The organism is Caenibius tardaugens NBRC 16725, assembly GCF_003860345.1.
Lineage (GTDB): Bacteria > Pseudomonadota > Alphaproteobacteria > Sphingomonadales > Sphingomonadaceae > Caenibius > Caenibius tardaugens.
This window is the reverse complement of the sequence record NZ_CP034179.1, coordinates 2,531,087-2,548,735: the sequence shown is the minus strand read 5'-3', so window position 1 is coordinate 2,548,735 and position 17,649 is coordinate 2,531,087. Positions and strand designations below refer to the sequence as shown.

The following is a 17,649-nucleotide window of genomic DNA, read 5'->3' as shown; positions in this document are numbered from 1 at the left end:
GCATAATTGCCGGTTTCCTCGCTATCATCAAGCGTTGTGCATGACTCAACAGTGAATGAACGCCGCGCGCGCCCTGTACACATCGCGCGAACCCCATATTGCGGGATGACGCAGGGCCATTGCACGCCTACCCATAGGGCGATGCGCCCCGCCCCTGTTCCTGCCCCCTTTCTTGTGGCCGCACTGGCGGTTGCGCTGTTTTCCTTGATGGATGCGCTGATGAAACACGCTTCCATCGCGATCGGGGCCTATAGTGCGCTGCTGATCCGTTCGCTGATCGGCACGCTGGTCATGCTGCCCGTATGGCGCCTTGGCCAGGCCCCATGGCCGCACGGGGAACGTTTGCGGATTCATGTCCTGCGCGCTGTCATCAGTTGCGCCATGGCGCTGCTGTTCTTTCATGCGCTGGTGCTGCTGCCGCTGGCGGAAGCCATCGCCCTGTCCTTCATTGCCCCGCTGATCGCACTCTATCTCGCCGCCGCCGTGCTGGGCGAACGAATCGGCCCCAAGGCTGTGATCGCTTCGTTGCTGGGGGTAGTGGGCGTCATTCTGATCACAATCGGGCGCTTCGAACACGGTATGCCCGACAGGCAATCGATCGAAGGGATCGCGGCCGTACTGGTTTCGGCCTGTCTCTATGCGTGGAATCTGATCCTGCAGCGACGAATCGCGCAGATGGCCAACCCCGCCGAAATCGCGCTGTCGCAACATGCGATAACGGCCATCCTGCTGCTGCTGGCGGCCCCGTGGTTCGCCCGCATGCCGGGCTGGGGCGAACTGGGCATACTCGGCCTGGCGGCCATACTGGCAACGATATCGCTGCTGTTGATGGCCTGGGCCTATGCCCGCGCACAGGCACAGGTTCTTGTGCCCGTCGAATATACGGGGTTCCTGTGGGCAGTGCTGTTTGGCTGGCTGTTCTTTGCCGAAACAGTGGCGATTCCCACTATTTTCGGCGGATTACTGATCGTCGTGGGCTGCCTCGTTGCTGCCCCCCGACGCGAACCCGAACAGATGGCGGCCTGATCCGCCATCGCGTTATATCGGCCGCCCCCTTACCGGGCAGACCGGGGCAGATCGGATCAGTGCGCGCTGTGCGTCAGCGCGATGGCCGCACCGAAACAGGCAACGACAGTGAGAATCGCGGCACCGACGCCCGCGCGAAGCCCACGTGAGCCACCGGAGTGGCCGGATTTGACAGTCTTCATGGGTTCCCCCCTTCCCTCTTTCACCAAAAAGGCCGTGACCCTTTAGTCTTAACCATGACGTTCCGCAAAGGTTCCTTGTCTGGACCCTTGATTTTCTCGGAGAGAACGCCCAAGCGCCTCGGCATTCAAGGCTCTCCCGGTGCCTTCAACGCGCAAGGCGGGCCCCCTACATCCTCGAGGAAGGCTACCACACTTATGACTCAGGTCGGCAAGGATACTCTCGGCACCCGCAGCACCATGAATGTAGGCGGCAAGGACTTCGCCTATTACTCTCTCGCCAAGGCTGCAGAGAAGATCGGCGACATTTCCCGTCTGCCCTTCTCCATGAAAGTGCTGCTGGAAAACCTGCTCCGTTTTGAAGACGGCGGCTTCACGGTTTCCACCAACGACATCCAGGCCATTGCCGACTGGCAGAAAAACCCGGTAACCGGCGACGAAATCCAGTATCGCCCGGCCCGCGTGCTGTTGCAGGATTTCACCGGCGTTCCTTGCGTGGTCGACCTTGCCGCCATGCGCGATGCCATTGCCACGCTTGGCGGCGATACCAGCAAGATCAACCCGCTGGTTCCGGTGAACCTCGTGATCGACCACTCGGTCATGGTTGACGAATTCGGCCACCCCAAGGCGTTCGAGCAGAACGTCGAAATCGAATATCAGCGCAATCTCGAACGCTACGACTTCCTCAAGTGGGGTTCCAAGTCGCTGGCGAACTTCTACGCCGTTCCCCCGGGCACCGGCATTTGCCACCAGGTGAACCTTGAAAACATCGCGCAGACGGTGTGGACCAGCACCGACCAGAACGGCGCCACCGTGGCCTATCCCGACACTTGCGTCGGCACGGACAGCCACACCACCATGATCAACGGTCTCGGCGTGCTGGGCTGGGGCGTGGGCGGCATCGAAGCCGAAGCGGCTATGCTCGGCCAGCCGGTTTCCATGCTCATCCCCGAAGTTGTCGGCTTCAAACTGACCGGCGAACTGAAGGAAGGCGTTACCGCCACCGATCTCGTGCTGACCTGCACCCAGATGCTGCGCGCGCATGGCGTGGTGGGCCGTTTCGTCGAATACTTCGGCCCGGGCCTTGCCTCGCTGTCGCTGGCTGACCGTGCGACGCTCGCCAACATGGCGCCGGAATACGGCGCAACCTGCGGTTTCTTCGGCATTGACGGCAAGACGCTGGATTACCTGCGCCTCACCGGCCGTGAAGAAGACCAGATCGCCCTGGTTGAAGCCTATGCCCGCGAACAGGGTTTCTGGATCGATCCGTCGGTCGAACCGGTCTTCAGCTCCACGCTGGAACTCGATCTCGGCACTGTCGTGCCCTCGCTCGCCGGGCCGAAGCGCCCGCAGGACAAGGTCGTGCTCACCGAAGTGGACGACGTGTTCAATGCCGATCTCGGCGAAGTCTACAAGAAGACCAATGCCCGCGTACCGGTGGGCGGCAAGGATCACGACATCGGCGATGGCGACGTGGTGATCGCCGCAATCACCAGCTGCACCAACACCTCGAACCCGGGTGTGCTGGTTGCCGCCGGTCTGGTGGCCAAGAAGGCCGACGAACTCGGCCTCAAGCCGAAGCCCTGGGTCAAGACCTCGCTCGCGCCCGGTTCGCAGGTTGTCACCGACTACCTCGAAAAGGCCGGTCTGCAGAAGCACCTCGACAACGTTGGCTTCAACCTCGTCGGTTACGGCTGCACCACCTGTATCGGCAACTCCGGCCCGCTGGCCGAACCGATCAGCAAGGCGATCAACGAAAACAACATCGTTGCCGCCTCGGTCATTTCGGGCAACCGCAACTTCGAAGGCCGTGTCAGCCCGGATGTGCGCGCGAACTTCCTCGCTTCGCCGCCGCTGGTCGTCGCCTATGCGCTGAAGGGCACTGTCACCGAAGACTTCACCACCACCCCGATCGGGCAGGGCAAGGATGGTCAGGACGTCTATCTGAAGGACATCTGGCCGACCAATCTCGAAGTCGCCACGGTGATGTCGGGCGCGGTTGACCGCCAGATGTTCCAGGCCCGCTATGCCGACGTCTACAAGGGCGACAAGCACTGGCAGGCGATCAATGTCACCGGTTCGGAAACCTATTCGTGGCGCGCCGGATCGACCTATGTCGCCAATCCGCCGTACTTCGAAGGCATGAGCATGACACCGGCTGCGGTCGGCGACATTATCGATGCCAAGCCGCTGGCAATCCTGGGCGATTCGATCACCACCGACCACATCAGCCCGGCGGGTTCGATCAAGGCGGACAGCCCGGCCGGCAAATGGCTGATGGAACATCAGGTCGCCAAGGAAGACTTCAACTCCTACGGTTCGCGCCGTGGCCACCACGAAGTGATGATGCGCGGCACCTTCGCCAATATCCGCATCAAGAACGAAATGGTCCCCGGCATCGAAGGCGGCATGAGCCGCTATGGCGATGAAGTGGCGGCGATCTATGACGTTGCCATGAAGCACAAGGCCAACGGCACGCCGATGGTTGTCGTCGCGGGCAAGGAATACGGCACCGGTTCCAGCCGCGACTGGGCGGCCAAGGGCACCAACCTGCTGGGCGTGCGCGCCGTGATCGTCGAAAGCTTCGAACGTATCCACCGCTCGAACCTCGTCGGCATGGGCGTGCTGCCGCTCCAGTTCAAGGAAGGCGAAACCCGCCAGACCCTGGGCCTGACCGGCGATGACAGCTTCACCATCAAGGGTGTGGCCAACCTTCAGCCGCGTCAGGATGTCGAAGTGGAAGTGACCCGCAAGGACGGTTCTACCTTCTCCTTCACCGCCCTGTGCCGCATCGATACCGCCAACGAAGTCGAATACTTCATGAACGGCGGCATTCTGCAGTACGTGCTGCGCAAGCTGGCTTCGTAAGCGACAGTGATGGCGCGCCCCGGCGGGGGCGCGCCATTCACGCACAATTCACGCCCCACGCCGCAGTCTGTGCCCCGTCAATCAATGGGGACAGTTCATGCGCAAGGCTCTTGTTCTTCTGGTTCCGCTGCTGATCGCCACGACCCCGGCGCTCGCCCAGACTGAAGCCCCGGTTCGGCTTCAGCAAAACCCCCAGATCGATTATGCCACCTTCAGCGCGCTTGTCCGCGATCTCGGCCCCGTACGCGAAGCCCGGCGGCTGGGCTGGACCGCGTTTGCCAAAGCGGCAGCCCGCGACAATGCGATCCTGCTGGATGCGCGATCGGCGGATGCCTTTGCCAAGGGCCATCTGAAAGGCGCGATCAACCTGCCTTTCACGGATTTTACCGCTGAATCGCTGCAAGCCGTGCTGGGCAACGACCCCGACCGGCCGATTTACATCTACTGCAACAACAACTTCAGCGATCATCGCCCGCCAGTGCCGCTGAAAAGCGCACCGCTTGCGCTCAACATCCCCACATTCATCAACCTGCACGGGTACGGCTATCGGAACATCTGGGAACTCGCCGACGTGATCGATTCCGCCGCACCGGATGTCGTCTGGGAAACGTCAGCGCCATAAAGGCAGCACGCACCCCCTAATAGGGGATGCCCCAGTACCCATAGATGCGCGTGCGATAGACATCGTCCCACGCGGGTTCCCCATCGTCACCGTAACTCGGGCTGTTCTTCAATTTGTCGTCTTCCGCAGACACGACATAGCCGCCCAGATCGGTGCTATATTCCAGCGCATCCCATGGCAGCGGACGATGTTCGCTGCCCATTCCGAGGAATCCGCCGAAATTCATCACGACATATTCCACGCGGCCGATTTTCTCCCCATCCGGACGATAGACCGCAGTGCCTTCTACCCGGCTGGACGCGATAAGATTATGCGCTTCATCGCGCGGGACCGCCAGATGCGTGTCGTTTTCCCCATGCGAGTGCCTGTGTGCCTGTGCCATGATCTTCTCCTTTCGGGAAACGATGGCGCGCCGGTTCGTCCGGCCTGATGCACTCCACGATGCGGGCACGCCATCTTCGTAACATCACACAATGTCTTCACGCATCACGCTGTGATTGGTTCCGGCTTGCCCGGATCGTTGCCCGACAGCCGCCCCGTGCATGCGACCGGACGCAAAAGGGGTGCGCCCGGCGATAATCGCGGCTAGTTCCCCCTCGTTCAGGAAATGCGCTGCCCCATTGCGCTATCGTGCGCTGCAGCAATCACCAATCTGCGAAAGGAGCGGCCCTGCGGGCTTTCTGGGAAATAATCTGGATGCTGGGCGGTGGCCTGTTGTGGACGATGATGACGGTTGCGGCATCCGTCGCGGGGCTTCTCGCCCTTAGCGTCGGCGGTGTCACGCTATGGCTACGGCGTCGCAAACGACCGCGCGCAGGCGATTGACGCGCGCACCGGCTAGATCGCAAAAGGGATAGCTGCCAGCCTGCCGCGCTGGGCAGGCCATAGCCCCGTCTCAGGCAGGCCGTTGGCGGCGGAAACCCTGACGGCCGACAAGCACGGCAGCCGCCGCACCAAACAACAGCAACATCGGCGGCGCGGGCACTTCATTGCCTGAACTGGTCGAGGTGGTGGTCGTCGTTCCACCGTTCGAGCTGGTCGTGCTGGTCGTCGACACGTTACCCGACGTCGTTGTCGTGCTGGTCGTGACATTACCCGATGTCGTCGTGCTGGTGCTGATATTCCCGGACGTGGTCGTGCTGGTCGTCACATTGCCCGAGGTGGTGCTGGTGGTGACGTTACCCGACGTCGTGCTGGTGGTGATATTGCCCGATGTGCTCGTGGTGACGTTGCCCGATGTCGTGCTGGTGGTGACATTCCCGGACGTGGTCGTGGTCGTCGTCGTGCTGCCACCGTCTCCACCGCTTGAGCTGGAACTGCTGCTCGACGTGGAACTGCTGCCTGACGTGGAACTGCTGCCCGAGGTCGAACTGGAACCCGTCGTGGTGATATTGATATCACCCCCACCCGAGCTGCCGCCGAAAAACCCCCCGAAAAAGCCGCCGCCGAAACCGCCGCCAAAGCCACCCGAACCGCCAATCACGGTTACGCCGCCAGAACTGCCACCCCCGGGCGGAGGAGACGGCAAAGGCGGAAGATACGGCACAGGCGCCATCGCCATGGCGTAACATGTCTTGCCATCAGGGCCCATTTGCTGGCCCGGCCCGCATTCCAGCGGACGATCGATGACGCGGCGGATGCGCTTGACCTTCTTGGGGACGCGGCGTTGCTGCTTGACCAGCTTCGGCTGCTTCACGCTCTTGACCTGCTTGATCGATTTGTAGCTGGTGGTTGCAGCCTGCGGCTCGGCGACATGCACGGCGCCACCAACAAGCAAGGTACCCCCAGCTGCTGCTGCCGACAATTTCGCTAGGGCCATCCGTACCGACATGGGCTCATTACCTTCTTTCGCCGATTTGCCGCAAACAAGATATCTTGCCCCTGACAAACCCCTCGTCGTGCAAAGAGCGCAGACGCCCCCCGGTCCTGCAATCGCATTAACCGTTTATGCGGGGGTCAAATGGCATTTTTTCGCAGCCAGAGGTGCCCCGGAAAACAAGCTGTCCCGAATTGGAACCATTCGTCCGCAGTTTCCCAAGGAAAGTTAACGATTTTGCCGGATTGGGGGCAGCGGAAGTCGATCTCCGGCGCGCTGTGAGAATCACCGCTCAGTCGAACAGACCGGTCTGATCGGGCATCGGCGGCGTCAGCCCAAGGTGCTTCCACCCTCGATCGTTCAGCATCCGCCCCCGCGCCGTGCGCGCGACAAGGCCAAGCTGGATCAGATAGGGTTCCACCACTTCTTCCACCGTGTCACGCGGTTCCGCCAGCCCGGCGGCGAGCGTTTCCACACCCACCGGCCCCCCTTTATAGATATCGGCGATCATCATGAGATAGCGCCGGTCCATCGCATCCAGGCCGAGCGAATCGACTTCCAGCCGGGTCAGCGCCTCATCCGCGATGCGGGCTGTGACCAGATCGCTGCCGCCGACATGCGCGAAATCGCGCACCCGGCGCAACAGGCGCCCCGCCACACGCGGGGTGCCCCGCGCACGCCGGGCGATTTCCTGCGCCCCGCCCGAATCGATCCCCATGCCCAGCAGCCGGGCGCCGCGCGTCACCACGCTTTCCAGTTCGGGAACGGTATAGAAATTGAGCCGCACCGGAATGCCGAAGCGATCGCGCAAAGGCGTGGTAAGAAGCCCCTGCCGCGTGGTCGCCCCCACCAGTGTGAACGGCGGCAGATCGATCCGCACCGAACGGGCGGAGGGCCCTTCCCCGATAATCAGATCGAGCGCGCGATCTTCCATTGCGGGATAGAGCACTTCTTCCACCACCGGATTGAGCCGGTGAATCTCGTCAATAAACAGCACGTCGTGCGGTTCCAGATTGGTCAGCAGCGCGGCCAGATCGCCCGCCTTGGCAATCACCGGTCCGCTGGTCGCCCGAAAACCGACCCCCAGTTCCTTGGCCACGATCTGCGCCAACGTGGTCTTTCCCAGCCCCGGCGGGCCGAAAAACAGCACGTGATCCATCGCTTCCCCGCGCGAACGGGCGGATTCGATAAACACGCGCAGATTGTCCCGCGCTGCTGCCTGACCGACAAATTCGGTCAACGACTTGGGCCGCAGTGCCGCGTCCTGATCCTCGATCTGGCGATGCGCGGAAAGAATGGGGTTATCGGTCATTGCTCGGACACCGCCAGTGGCAAAACGCAATCACGCGTCAAGGGAGCCAGAACAAGCGCTCCTGGATCAGCCGGATCGATCCACACCGCCTCCTCAAGTTCGGCACCTACAATCACAGGGGTCGACACCAGCAACCCATAAATTGCCGCTTCTACAATAACGCCCGGTTCATTCGCCGCAGCTGCCGAAGCCTGTCCGAGAAAGGTGAGATCGCTTGCCGCCACACACAGGCCAAGCTCCTCATCCAGCTCCCGGATCAGCGCAGTCATTGCTTCTTCGCCGCGTTCAATTTTCCCGCCAGGCTGCATGAAAGCGACAGTTCCCTTCTTGCGTACGAGCAAAACTTGCCCGGTGGCATTGATAGCCCGGGCCACCGCGATCTGCATCACGTTCACCCCGCCGCTTTCTTCAGCGCGACGCGCACAAGATCGTTCAGTTCCGCATCCTCACCCAGTTCGCCTTGCGCATGGGCCACGGCCGCTGCCGCTACGGCGGGTTTGAAGCCGAGGTTTTCCAGTGCCGATACGGCATCGGCGCTGGCCGAACCGGCCTGATGGATGATCACCCCACCAGCAACGCCGCCACCGATCGCGCCCCCGCCGGGCATGCCGCCCGCCTTGTCTTTCAATTCGTTGACGATACGGCCCGCCAGTTTCGGGCCGACCCCGTTGGCCCGCGAAACCATCGCGGCATCGCCCGCCGCGCAGGCGGCGCGCAATTCATCCGCGGACAGCGCGGAAAGAATGGCCAGCGCCACCTTGCTGCCCACGCCCTGCACCAGTGTCAGAAGGCGGAACCAGTCCCGTTCCGCGCTGGTGGCGAAACCGAGCAGGCGCATGTCGTTTTCCGAAACCTGCAGATCGGTGAACACTGTCACCCCTTCGCCGACGTCGCCCAGTGCGGAAAGGGTGCGGGCCGAACACTGCACGAGGTAACCAACCCCCTGCACATCGATAATCGCCCAGTCCGTACCGGTTTCGTCGAGCAGGCCCTTCAGCTTGGCAATCATGCGGCATACCTTATGGTCATGTTCTGTTCCTGCCTCACCATGGGGCATTTTACCAGAGGGAAAGGGCGGAAATCCCCGCCCATGCCTGCCAAGTGGTGCGCCAGACAGCGGTTGGGCGTGGACAACCGCACATTTTCCGACAATAGCGCGGCCATGAGCGTGAACACATTCGGCCGCGTACTTCGCTTCACCACATGGGGGGAAAGCCATGGCCCCGCGCTGGGCGCGGTGGTCGACGGGTGCCCGCCGGGGCTGGCGATCCATGAAGATGTGATCCAGCCCTATCTCGACGCACGCCGTCCGGGGCAGTCGCGCTTCACCACACAGCGGCAGGAACCCGATCAGGTCCGCATCCTGTCCGGCACGTTCGAGGGGCGGACGACCGGCACGCCGATCAGCCTGATGATCGAGAATGTCGATCAGCGTTCGAAAGACTATTCCGATGTCGCCAAGGCCTATCGCCCTGGCCATGCCGATTACGCTTATGATGCCAAGTACGGCTTTCGCGATTATCGCGGCGGCGGGCGCAGCAGCGCACGCGAAACGGCAGCGCGCGTTGCCGCAGGCGGCGTAGCCCGCCTGATCGTGCCGGAAGTGCAGATCGTGGCCTATGTTTCGGAAATTGGCGGCGATGCCATCGATCGCGATGCCATGGACCTGACCGAAATCGGCAATAACCCCTTCTTCTGCCCCGACCCGGCTGCCGCCGCGCGCTGGGAAGGTCTTGTCGATGCCGCGCGCAAGGCGGGTTCATCGTTGGGCGCAGTGGTCGAATGCATCGCCAGTGGCGTGCCCGCAGGCTGGGGGGCGCCGCTTTACGGCAAGCTCGACGCCGATCTGGCGGCGGCGATGATGGGCATCAATGCCGTGAAAGGCGTCGAAATCGGGGACGGTTTCGAAGCCGCGCGACTGACCGGCGAACAGAACGCCGACCGGATGCGCCCGGGCAACGACGGCCGCCCGCTGTTTCTCGACAATCATGCTGGCGGAATCGCTGGCGGCATTTCCACCGGCCAGCCGGTGGTGGTCCGCGTGGCCTTCAAACCGACCAGTTCGATCCTCACGCCCGTGGAAACGATCAATCGCGAAGGCGAAGCCTCGGAAATCTTCACCAAGGGCCGCCATGATCCCTGCGTGGGCATTCGCGGGGTGCCGGTGGTGGAAGCGATGATGGCGCTGGTTCTGGCCGATCACAAGCTGCTGCATCGCGCCCAGTGCGGCTGACGGGCTTCTGAGCCCCCCTGGGCCTCTTCCGAGAAAACCCGGTGTAGCGGTTTTTCGCAAGCCGCATTGATTCATCGCAAAAATCGATCATTTCCGACTTATTGATTTATCCAATCAAACTTATCGGCATTTACCGTTTGGGTTTGGGCGCTGCATTGCCTATTTGGCGGTCATCGAATTCCAAACCAACCAACGGAGATGATCATGGGTATTATCGGTAGCGAGATCAAACCATTCAACGCAACGGCTTTTCAGGAAGGCAAAGGCTTCTTTGACGTCAACGAAGCCGACGTAAAGGGCAAGTGGGCGGTCTTCTTCTTCTACCCGGCTGACTTCACCTTCGTGTGCCCGACCGAGCTCGAAGACATGGCCGACCAGTATGCCGAACTGCAGACGCTGGGCGTCGAAGTGTACTCGGTGTCGACCGACACGCACTTCAGCCACAAGGCATGGCACGACAGCTCGCCGGCGATCAGCAAGATCAAGTTCCCGATGCTTGGCGACCAGCTCCACACGATCTCGAACAACTTCGGCGTGCTGCGTGAATCGATGGGCCTTTCCGATCGTGCCACCTTCGTGGTCGATCCCGATGGCGTGATCCAGGTCATGGAAATCACCTCGGAAGGCGTTGGCCGTAATGCAACCGAACTGGTTCGCAAGATCAAGGCTGCCCAGTATGTCCGCGCCCACCCGGGCCAGGTCTGCCCGGCGAAGTGGGAAGAAGGCGCTGAAACGCTTGCCCCCTCGCTGGATCTGGTCGGCAAGATCTGATTTTCGGAATCTCCAGCCCCTCTACCCGCGCAAGCGGGTAGAAAAGGCGGCCCGGGGCTTCCCCCCTCCCTCAGCCCCGGGCCGTTTTTGCGTCTGTCGTACAAGGAATTAATCATGCTCGATGCCAATCTGAAGCAACAGCTCCAGCAATATCTCGGCATGCTGCGCGAGCCGATCGAGCTCGTCGCCTCTCTCGGCGACGACGTCAAATCGCAAGAAACGCGTGAGCTGCTGACCACAATCGCCGGCCTGTCCGACAAGGTCACCGCCAGCTTCGACGGCGCCAACGCGCGCAAACCCAGTTTCCAGATCCGCCGGGCGAGCGACCATGCCGCCGGGGTGACCTTTGCCGGGCTGCCACTGGGCCACGAATTCACCTCGCTGGTGCTTGCGCTCCTGTGGACGGGCGGCCATCCGCCGAAAGTCGAACAGGACGTGATCGATCAGATCAAGGCGCTCGACGGCGATTTCGATTTCGAAATGTATTTCTCGCTGTCGTGCCACAACTGCCCCGATGTGGTGCAGGCGCTGGCGCTGATGGCGATCAACAACCCGCGTATTTCGGCCACGCTGATCGAAGGCGGCGCTTTCAAGGACGAAGTCGAAGACCGCAAGGTCATGGCGGTCCCTGCCGTGTTCCTGGGCGGCGAACCCTTCGCCAATGGGCGCATGGAAATCGGCGAGATTCTGGCCAAGCTCGACAGCAATGCCGGCGCGAAAGCGGCGGAAAAGATTGCGGGCAAGGAACCGTTCGAAGTGCTGATCGTGGGCGGTGGCCCGGCTGGCGCCGCGGCATCGATCTACACCGCCCGCAAGGGATTCCGCACCGGTATCGCGGCGGAACGCTTTGGCGGGCAGGTGCTCGACACCATGGGTATCGAGAACTTCATTTCGATTCCCTATACCGAAGGGCCCAAGCTGGCTGCCCAGTTGGAACAGCACGTCGCGGAATACGATATCGACGTGATGAACCTGCAGCTTGCCGAAAAACTCATCCCGGCGAGCCAGGTCGGCGGGTTGCATGAAGTGGTTCTGGCCAATGGCGCCTCGCTCAAGGCCCGCGCGCTCATTCTCACCACCGGTGCCCGGTGGCGCAATCTGGGTGTGCCCGGCGAATTCGAGTACCGGACGCGCGGAGTGGCCTATTGCCCGCACTGCGATGGCCCCCTGTTCAAGGGCAAGCGCGTGGCGGTGATCGGCGGCGGCAACTCCGGCGTGGAAGCGGCGATCGATCTTGCCAACATCGTCGGTCACGTCACTCTGGTCGAATTCGATCCGCAGTTGCGCGCCGATCAGGTGCTGCAGGACAAGCTGCGTTCGATGGCCAATGTCGACATCATCGTTTCGGCACAAACCACCGAAGTGCTGGGCGATGGCGAACAGGTCACCGGCCTTGCCTACAAGGACCGGAGCGATGGCACCGAACACACGATCGATCTGCAGGGCGTGTTCGTCCAGATCGGGCTCGTACCCAATACCGAATGGTTGCAGGATTCGGGCATCGAACTGACCACACGGGGTGAAATCGTGATCGACGATCGCGCCGCCACCTCCATCCCCGGCGTCTTCGCTGCGGGCGATGTGACCACAGTGCCTTACAAGCAGATCATCATCGCCATGGGCGAAGGGGCCAAGGCGTCGCTGTCCGCCTTCGATTACCTGATCCGCACGCAGCCTGCCGAGGAAAAGGTCCCCGAACCGGCCTGATCGTTCAGCGCCTGCGCCGCAGGATAAGATAGAGCGCACCGTCGCCCCCGTGGCGGCGGTGCGCTGTTCGTATGGCGGCGATATCGGGCCCATGTGCGCCTGCCGCCAGCCAGTCGAGTATCTTGGCCCGGATAGCCCCACGCTTTTCCCCGCGATCGGCCGCTGCCGCGCCGCGTGGCTTGCCAGTGATCAACAGGACTACCCGCGCACCCATCGCCTTGGCCTGAATCAGGCCGTGATCGAGGCGGGCGTGTGCTGCGTCCAGCGAAGCGCCGTGCAGGTCCAGCGTGAAATCGGGGGCCGTTGTCCCGCGCGACAGTTTGCGCTCCCACCCGGAATCCAGCCCTTGCCGATCGAGCGGCACCGACGGCGGTGCCGGAGGCACGGGAGGCTGCCGCGGCGGTACCGGTACATGCTTTGGCGCCTTTACCCGTTTGGGCTGAAGGGCTTTTTCCGGAACCACCGGCGGAACTGCGACAAGTGGGAGCTTAGGTTTCGGGTGGAGCGGTTCCACCGTGGCCGCCAGCCGTTCCCACAGGGCGGCCTCCTCTGCGGACAACCCGCGTGGCGCGCTCATTTTGCGCCGATGCGCTTGAGCACTCCGCGCGGAAGGAAAATCAGCGCCTGTCCGCGCCCGCTCATACCCCCGGCAATCTGCCGTGCCTCATCGCCCGCGCCCCAGAAAGTATCGAAGCGATTGGCGCCCTTGATCGCGCCACCCGTGTCCTGCGCGATCCACAGGCCATTGGCCTGTGGCCGATCGAGATCGAGCCAGATCGGCGCGCCCAGCGGCACATAGGCGGGATCGGCCGCAACCGACGCCTTGCGCCGTACCGGCACCCCCAGCGCACCAACCGGGCCATCGCCGGTCAGTTCGCGGAAGAACACCCAGCTCTTGTTCTGCCGCATCATCGCACGGCCGCCTTCAGGGTTTTCGCGCAGATAGGCCATGATGCCCTGCATCGAACCGGAATATTGCCCCGGGCCGTTCCCGATCAGGCCGCGTTCGCGCATCAAAGACCCGAGCCCGGCATATTCACGGCCATTCTGCCCGGCATAGCCGATGCGCATCACCCGCCCGTCCGGTGCAATCAGGCGGCCCGAGCCCTGAATCTGGAGGAAGAAGAATTCGATCGGATCATGGGCCCAGGCAATTTCCAGACCCTTGCCGGCAAGGGCGCCCTGCTCAATCTCGGTACGTTCGTAATATGGCACGAATTTGCCACTGGTTTCATAGCGGCCAAGCGGCTGCCGTCCCGTGCGTTCGGCTTCGGGAATGTCATCGTGCCAGCCACGCACGAGATCGGGCGGCATTTTGTAGACCGGCACATCGAACCCCGAGACCTTGTCCCGCGAGCCGGATATCTCCGGCTCGTAATAGCCTGTGGCATAAGCTGAACCATCAGCCACTTTCGCGGTTTCGAAATAGGTTTCGAAAAATGCCGGTGCGTTGGATGCGCTCCAAGTGTTGGCCGCGGTGCAGGCCGAACGCCAGTCTTCCTTGCTGGTCAGCCCGCTTGCATCGTTGCGCGCGAGCAATTTGGGGCAACTCTCGACAAACGAGGTCAGCGCAGGGCCCGCTCCCGATGGGGTCAGGCGCAAAGAGGCGATCGAGGGGCCCGGTTTCACGCCCGCCAGCAGCGCGGTCGTGCCGATGGGCTGGGTGGGTGTGGGAGTTGGCGCAGGCGGTGGAGTCGGGCGCGGGCCACCCGCAGTACCACCTTCGGGAATCAGGCGGACGCAGGCGCCCAGCAGCGACAGCGCCAGCAACGCCGTACTCCCGCGCAGCGCACGCCCTCCCGCCATGGAATCAGGCCTCGTCGGTTTCTTCGAGCAACCAGTCCGGCCCTGTCGCGTCGATCGACCGGGCGAATGTCCAGATATCGCGGCTTTCGATCGCATCGTCGAGCGACCCCGCCACGACATTGCCGTCGCGATCACGCGTCACCGCCGCGATATCGGCGGTGAAACGCACGCCGATACGGGCCATGCGCCCGTCGAGCGCAGCCGACTGGACGATCACTTCCTCAACCCGCACCAGGCGATTGTCGAGCACTTCGCCCGCTTCTTCGCGTGCAGCGATCGCGGCAGCAAAGCTGGCGTAGACATCGGGCGTGCAGAGCATTTGCAGCTCTTCCCGGTCACCCCGCCAGAACGCCTCGAGAATGGTCTGATAGGCACCGCGTGCACCCTGCAGGAAGGCCTGAACATCGAAATAACGGTCTGCCGCGGCAATCTGGCGAATCGCCTGTTCCACCAGGCCACCGAGGCCCGGAAGCTCCACAGGCCGTTGCGCGCCCGCAGAGGGCTGCAAGGGCGCGGGCCGTGCACCGGGTTGACGGTCAGGCTGTTCAAAACGCGTCGGAATCGGTTCTTCCTCATGCTCCGCACGGCGGCCAAGCACCGAATAGAGACGCAAGCCCAGAAAGGCTGCGATCATGGCAAGGATGACGATTTCTATAACCACGAGATGTCCCGTTCGCATTGTTGGGCCCGGAGACCCGCAAGTTCAGTTAGAGTGCCTCAAATAGGTACGGATTTCAAATGAACAACCGATGGACGGCGGTAAACGCCAGAAATCGTCACCTCGGCGCAACAGCCCCCAGCCTTTTGCGCCGTTGAATGCTGTTTGCGCAGCGTTGCAGCACAGCGCACGGGGTGCTAGGCGCGCCAGCCGAAACATATGACGGTGACCGTACCGTCTCCCAGCCGGAAGAAAGTTCTATACATGGCCGAAGAAGGCGACGTTCTCACCGATCTCAACTCGCTCCCCAACGGTGCGGACAACGAACCCGCAGCCGGGCTGATCACCCAATATGTGAAGGATCTTTCGGTCGAAAACCCGAATGCACCGCAATCCTTCCAGTGGCAGGACCAGCCGCAGCTCGACGTGCAGTTCAACATCGGCGCGGAGCAGGTGAACGAAGAAATTCACGAAGTCGAACTGAAGATCGCCGTCGCCAGCAAGGGCGAAGAAGGCACGGCCTTCCTCGTCGAACTGTCCTATTGCGGGCTGGTCGGCATGCGCAACCTGCCGGACGAGCAGGCCCATGCGTTCCTTTACGCCGAAGCACCGCGCATTCTGTTCCCGTTCGCGCGCCGCGTGATCGCCGATGCCGTGCGCGATGCCGGGTTCCCCCCGCTGATGCTCGAACCGATTGATTTCAATGCGCTCTACCTCCAGCAGATGCAGCAGCGCTTTGCCGAACAGCAGGCCGCTGACGAAGCGCCGGCTGGCGAAGCCTGAGGCGTAGAGCCGCCCTACCGCGCATGACGCGCGCGATCGGTACAGACGCGGCATGAGCCTCGTCAGACATGTTGGCACGATTGGTGGCCTGACGGCCATCAGCCGTGTCTTCGGCTTCGTGCGCGATATGTTGATGGCGCGCGTGCTGGGGGCGGGCCTTGCGGCAGACGCGTTCCAGCTCGCCTTCATCCTCCCCAATACGTTCCGGCGCCTGTTCGCGGAAGGCGCGTTTTCCGTGGCGTTCGTGCCGATGTATTCGCGCGCGCTCCACAGCGAAGGCGGCGAAGAAGCCGCGCGCAAGTTTGCAGACGATGTTCTGGCGGTGTTCGTCTGGGTGCTCCTGGCATTCAGCGCCATCGCGATGATCGTGATGCCGGGCATTGTCTGGCTGCTGGCCCGCGAATTTCAGGACGTTCCGGGAAAATTCGAACTGTCCGTGCTGCTGAGCCGGATCACGTTCCCCTATCTCATGCTGATCAGTCTCGTTGCGATGCTATCCGGGTTGCTCAATGCGCGGTCGCATTTCGGGCCGGGAGCCTTTGCCCCTGTGCTGCTGAACATCGTGCTGATTACCGGCATCGTCGTCGGCTGGTACCTGCGCGGCGACAGCGGGGACGATCGCATTGTCGCGATGGCGCTGGCGATATCGGTCACGGCGGCGGGTTTTGCCCAGTTGCTCTATCTCTGGTGGTCGGCGCGCCACACCGGCGTGCGCCTGCATATTCACATTCCCCGGCTGACGCCCGAAGTGAAACGGCTGGGGATGCTGATCCTTCCCGCCACATTCGGGGCAGGCATCTACCAGATCAGCCAGTTCGTCGACACGTTCTTCGCCACGTCCCTGCCACAGGGTTCGCTCACGCTGCTGAAATATGCCGACCGGCTGAACCAGATGCCGCTGGGCATTGTCGGCATTGCGCTGGGCACCGCGATCCTGCCGATGCTGGCGCGCCATATCCAGACCAACGACACCGCGCAGGCGCAACGCCTGCAGACCAATGCCGTGTCGATGGCGCTGTTCCTCACCCTGCCTGCGGCAACTGCGCTGGCGGTCTGCGCACCGGCATTTGTCACGGCCTTTTTCGTAGGCGGCAAAATGACGCTGGCCGATGGCGCGATCATGGCCAACATCGTGATCGCACTGGTGGCAGGCCTTCCCGCCTATGTGCTGGTCAAAGTGTTGCAACCGGCATTCTTCAGCCGCGAGGATACCCGCACCCCGGTGTGGATCGCGGCCTTTGCCCTGCTGGTGAACATCGCGATCAATTTCTATGTCGTGCCGCGTTATGGCATTGTCGGCCTGGCCGCGGCGACCGCCTTTACCGCAACGCTCAACGTGCTGCTGCTTTACACCATGCTGCATGCGCGCGGGTGGTATCACGTCACCCCGCGCCTTGGCGGTGCAGTCATACGCCAGATCGTGTCCACCGCGTTCATGGGCGGTGCGCTGGCACTGGTCATGCCGCTACTGGCCGATCACTATGGCGGCAATGTGCTGGAACGGGCATGGTCTCTCGCCGCGCTGGTGACGATCGGGCTGGTCACCTTCTTCGGCACGGCGTGGATCACCGGCGCGCTCGACAAGGATCTGGTCGGGCAGTTGCGCCGCCGCCGCACACCCGCCGCCGAAAGCGCGGCAGAGGGCGAGTAAGGCTTTCACAGCGGCCAAATTGTGTTATGCGCGCCGCCATGACCCGCCTTTTCCTTCCCACGCCCTGTCAGCGCACCTGCGCCGCGACAACACCGGCACTGCCCGGGCGATGGCGTGCGGCGTGGCACCTCGCGCGCTGAAAAGCCGCGCCCCGCACCCCGGGCAAAAGGGGCATTTCTTCCTGAATTCCGATCAGACATCCAAACCATGAAGGGTC

Annotated in this window: 17 protein-coding genes; 8 read left to right on the top strand and 9 right to left on the bottom strand. The window is 62.6% G+C overall.

Translation table 11 applies throughout. The features are described from left to right. Positions 1–105: 105 nt before the first annotated feature. On the top strand, positions 106–1,026 hold the full coding sequence (locus EGO55_RS11915; protein ID WP_369345332.1) for a DMT family transporter: 921 nt from the start codon (positions 106–108) through the stop codon (positions 1,024–1,026). 56 nt (positions 1,027–1,082) lie between these two features. Here EGO55_RS11915 and EGO55_RS21395 read toward each other — a convergent pair whose 3' ends face one another. Further along, complete coding sequence (locus EGO55_RS21395) at positions 1,083–1,208, bottom strand: hypothetical protein (protein WP_268871146.1); 126 nt, start codon at positions 1,206–1,208, stop codon at positions 1,083–1,085. A 195-nt stretch (positions 1,209–1,403) separates the two neighbouring features. Here EGO55_RS21395 and acnA point away from each other — a divergent pair, with 195 nt between their 5' ends. Both acnA and EGO55_RS11905 read left to right on the top strand, forming a co-directional pair. Further along, complete coding sequence (gene acnA / locus EGO55_RS11910) at positions 1,404–4,073, top strand: aconitate hydratase AcnA (protein ID WP_021690124.1); 2,670 nt, start codon at positions 1,404–1,406, stop codon at positions 4,071–4,073. A gap of 97 nt (positions 4,074–4,170) precedes the next feature. Then, the gene (locus tag EGO55_RS11905) at positions 4,171–4,695 is read left to right on the top strand and encodes a rhodanese-like domain-containing protein (RefSeq protein WP_021690123.1); all 525 of its coding nucleotides are present in this window, start codon (positions 4,171–4,173) and stop codon (positions 4,693–4,695) included. Between the two features lie 16 nt (positions 4,696–4,711). Here EGO55_RS11905 and EGO55_RS11900 read toward each other — a convergent pair whose 3' ends face one another. The 5 genes from EGO55_RS11900 to ruvA all read right to left on the bottom strand — a co-directional run bounded on the left by EGO55_RS11900 (position 4,712) and on the right by ruvA (position 8,832). Continuing rightward, positions 4,712–5,077: a PRC-barrel domain-containing protein gene (locus tag EGO55_RS11900; RefSeq protein ID WP_021690122.1), complete on the bottom strand. Its 366-nt coding sequence runs from the start codon at positions 5,075–5,077 to the stop codon at positions 4,712–4,714. A 513-nt stretch (positions 5,078–5,590) separates the two neighbouring features. Beyond that, on the bottom strand, positions 5,591–6,526 hold the full coding sequence (locus EGO55_RS11895; protein WP_040715619.1) for a hypothetical protein: 936 nt from the start codon (positions 6,524–6,526) through the stop codon (positions 5,591–5,593). A 277-nt stretch (positions 6,527–6,803) separates the two neighbouring features. Continuing rightward, the gene (gene ruvB, locus EGO55_RS11890; RefSeq protein ID WP_021690120.1) at positions 6,804–7,823 is read right to left on the bottom strand and encodes a Holliday junction branch migration DNA helicase RuvB; all 1,020 of its coding nucleotides are present in this window, start codon (positions 7,821–7,823) and stop codon (positions 6,804–6,806) included. After that, on the bottom strand, positions 7,820–8,209 hold the full coding sequence (locus EGO55_RS11885) for an NUDIX hydrolase (protein ID WP_040715830.1): 390 nt from the start codon (positions 8,207–8,209) through the stop codon (positions 7,820–7,822). The genes ruvB and EGO55_RS11885 overlap by 4 nt, the downstream gene beginning before the upstream one ends. A gap of 5 nt (positions 8,210–8,214) precedes the next feature. Continuing rightward, the gene (gene ruvA / locus EGO55_RS11880; protein ID WP_021690118.1) at positions 8,215–8,832 is read right to left on the bottom strand and encodes a Holliday junction branch migration protein RuvA; all 618 of its coding nucleotides are present in this window, start codon (positions 8,830–8,832) and stop codon (positions 8,215–8,217) included. 153 nt (positions 8,833–8,985) lie between these two features. Between ruvA and aroC the strand changes: the two genes are divergently transcribed. The 3 genes from aroC to ahpF all read left to right on the top strand — a co-directional run bounded on the left by aroC (position 8,986) and on the right by ahpF (position 12,534). Next, on the top strand, positions 8,986–10,056 hold the full coding sequence (aroC, locus tag EGO55_RS11875; protein WP_040715827.1) for a chorismate synthase: 1,071 nt from the start codon (positions 8,986–8,988) through the stop codon (positions 10,054–10,056). A gap of 204 nt (positions 10,057–10,260) precedes the next feature. After that, positions 10,261–10,827 (top strand): alkyl hydroperoxide reductase subunit C, encoded by a 567-nt coding sequence (gene ahpC, locus EGO55_RS11870; protein ID WP_021690116.1) that lies wholly within the window; start codon positions 10,261–10,263, stop codon positions 10,825–10,827. A 114-nt stretch (positions 10,828–10,941) separates the two neighbouring features. Further along, the gene (ahpF, locus tag EGO55_RS11865; RefSeq protein WP_021690115.1) at positions 10,942–12,534 is read left to right on the top strand and encodes an alkyl hydroperoxide reductase subunit F; all 1,593 of its coding nucleotides are present in this window, start codon (positions 10,942–10,944) and stop codon (positions 12,532–12,534) included. Positions 12,535–12,538: 4 nt separating this feature from the next. On the opposite strand, the gene EGO55_RS11860 is transcribed toward ahpF, so the two are convergent. From EGO55_RS11860 to EGO55_RS11850, 3 genes are read right to left on the bottom strand one after another with little or no spacing between them, the layout of a single operon-like run. Next, complete coding sequence (locus tag EGO55_RS11860) at positions 12,539–13,111, bottom strand: Smr/MutS family protein (protein ID WP_021690114.1); 573 nt, start codon at positions 13,109–13,111, stop codon at positions 12,539–12,541. Next, entirely contained in the window at positions 13,108–14,340 is a 1,233-nt protein-coding gene (gene mltA, locus EGO55_RS11855) for a murein transglycosylase A (protein ID WP_021690113.1), read from the bottom strand. The genes EGO55_RS11860 and mltA overlap by 4 nt, the downstream gene beginning before the upstream one ends. A 4-nt stretch (positions 14,341–14,344) precedes the next feature. Next, the gene (locus EGO55_RS11850; protein ID WP_040715615.1) at positions 14,345–15,001 is read right to left on the bottom strand and encodes a Tim44/TimA family putative adaptor protein; all 657 of its coding nucleotides are present in this window, start codon (positions 14,999–15,001) and stop codon (positions 14,345–14,347) included. A gap of 261 nt (positions 15,002–15,262) precedes the next feature. Between EGO55_RS11850 and secB the strand changes: the two genes are divergently transcribed. Together secB and murJ are read left to right on the top strand one after the other, a co-directional pair. Beyond that, on the top strand, positions 15,263–15,781 hold the full coding sequence (secB, locus tag EGO55_RS11845) for a protein-export chaperone SecB (protein ID WP_021690111.1): 519 nt from the start codon (positions 15,263–15,265) through the stop codon (positions 15,779–15,781). A 52-nt stretch (positions 15,782–15,833) separates the two neighbouring features. Next, entirely contained in the window at positions 15,834–17,432 is a 1,599-nt protein-coding gene (gene murJ / locus EGO55_RS11840; protein ID WP_021690110.1) for a murein biosynthesis integral membrane protein MurJ, read from the top strand. The last annotated feature ends 217 nt before the right edge of the window (positions 17,433–17,649 follow it).

Bases quoted from the DNA above. Each gene is read 5' to 3' on its own strand.
- aroC (WP_040715827.1), top strand. From the start codon at position 8,986: ATGAGCGTGAACACATTCGGCCGCGTACTTCGCTTCACCACATGGGGG.
- ruvA (WP_021690118.1), bottom strand. From the start codon at position 8,832: ATGATTGCCAAGCTGAAGGGCCTGCTCGACGAAACCGGTACGGACTGG.
- ruvB (WP_021690120.1), bottom strand. From the start codon at position 7,823: ATGACCGATAACCCCATTCTTTCCGCGCATCGCCAGATCGAGGATCAG.
- EGO55_RS11905 (WP_021690123.1), top strand. From the start codon at position 4,171: ATGCGCAAGGCTCTTGTTCTTCTGGTTCCGCTGCTGATCGCCACGACC.
- EGO55_RS11915 (WP_369345332.1), top strand. From the start codon at position 106: ATGACGCAGGGCCATTGCACGCCTACCCATAGGGCGATGCGCCCCGCC.
- acnA (WP_021690124.1), top strand. From the start codon at position 1,404: ATGACTCAGGTCGGCAAGGATACTCTCGGCACCCGCAGCACCATGAAT.
- EGO55_RS11860 (WP_021690114.1), bottom strand. From the start codon at position 13,111: ATGAGCGCGCCACGCGGGTTGTCCGCAGAGGAGGCCGCCCTGTGGGAA.
- mltA (WP_021690113.1), bottom strand. From the start codon at position 14,340: ATGGCGGGAGGGCGTGCGCTGCGCGGGAGTACGGCGTTGCTGGCGCTG.
- murJ (WP_021690110.1), top strand. From the start codon at position 15,834: ATGAGCCTCGTCAGACATGTTGGCACGATTGGTGGCCTGACGGCCATC.
- EGO55_RS21395 (WP_268871146.1), bottom strand. From the start codon at position 1,208: ATGAAGACTGTCAAATCCGGCCACTCCGGTGGCTCACGTGGGCTTCGC.
- secB (WP_021690111.1), top strand. From the start codon at position 15,263: ATGGCCGAAGAAGGCGACGTTCTCACCGATCTCAACTCGCTCCCCAAC.
- EGO55_RS11895 (WP_040715619.1), bottom strand. From the start codon at position 6,526: ATGTCGGTACGGATGGCCCTAGCGAAATTGTCGGCAGCAGCAGCTGGG.
- EGO55_RS11885 (WP_040715830.1), bottom strand. From the start codon at position 8,209: ATGCAGATCGCGGTGGCCCGGGCTATCAATGCCACCGGGCAAGTTTTG.
- EGO55_RS11900 (WP_021690122.1), bottom strand. From the start codon at position 5,077: ATGGCACAGGCACACAGGCACTCGCATGGGGAAAACGACACGCATCTG.
- ahpF (WP_021690115.1), top strand. From the start codon at position 10,942: ATGCTCGATGCCAATCTGAAGCAACAGCTCCAGCAATATCTCGGCATG.
- ahpC (WP_021690116.1), top strand. From the start codon at position 10,261: ATGGGTATTATCGGTAGCGAGATCAAACCATTCAACGCAACGGCTTTT.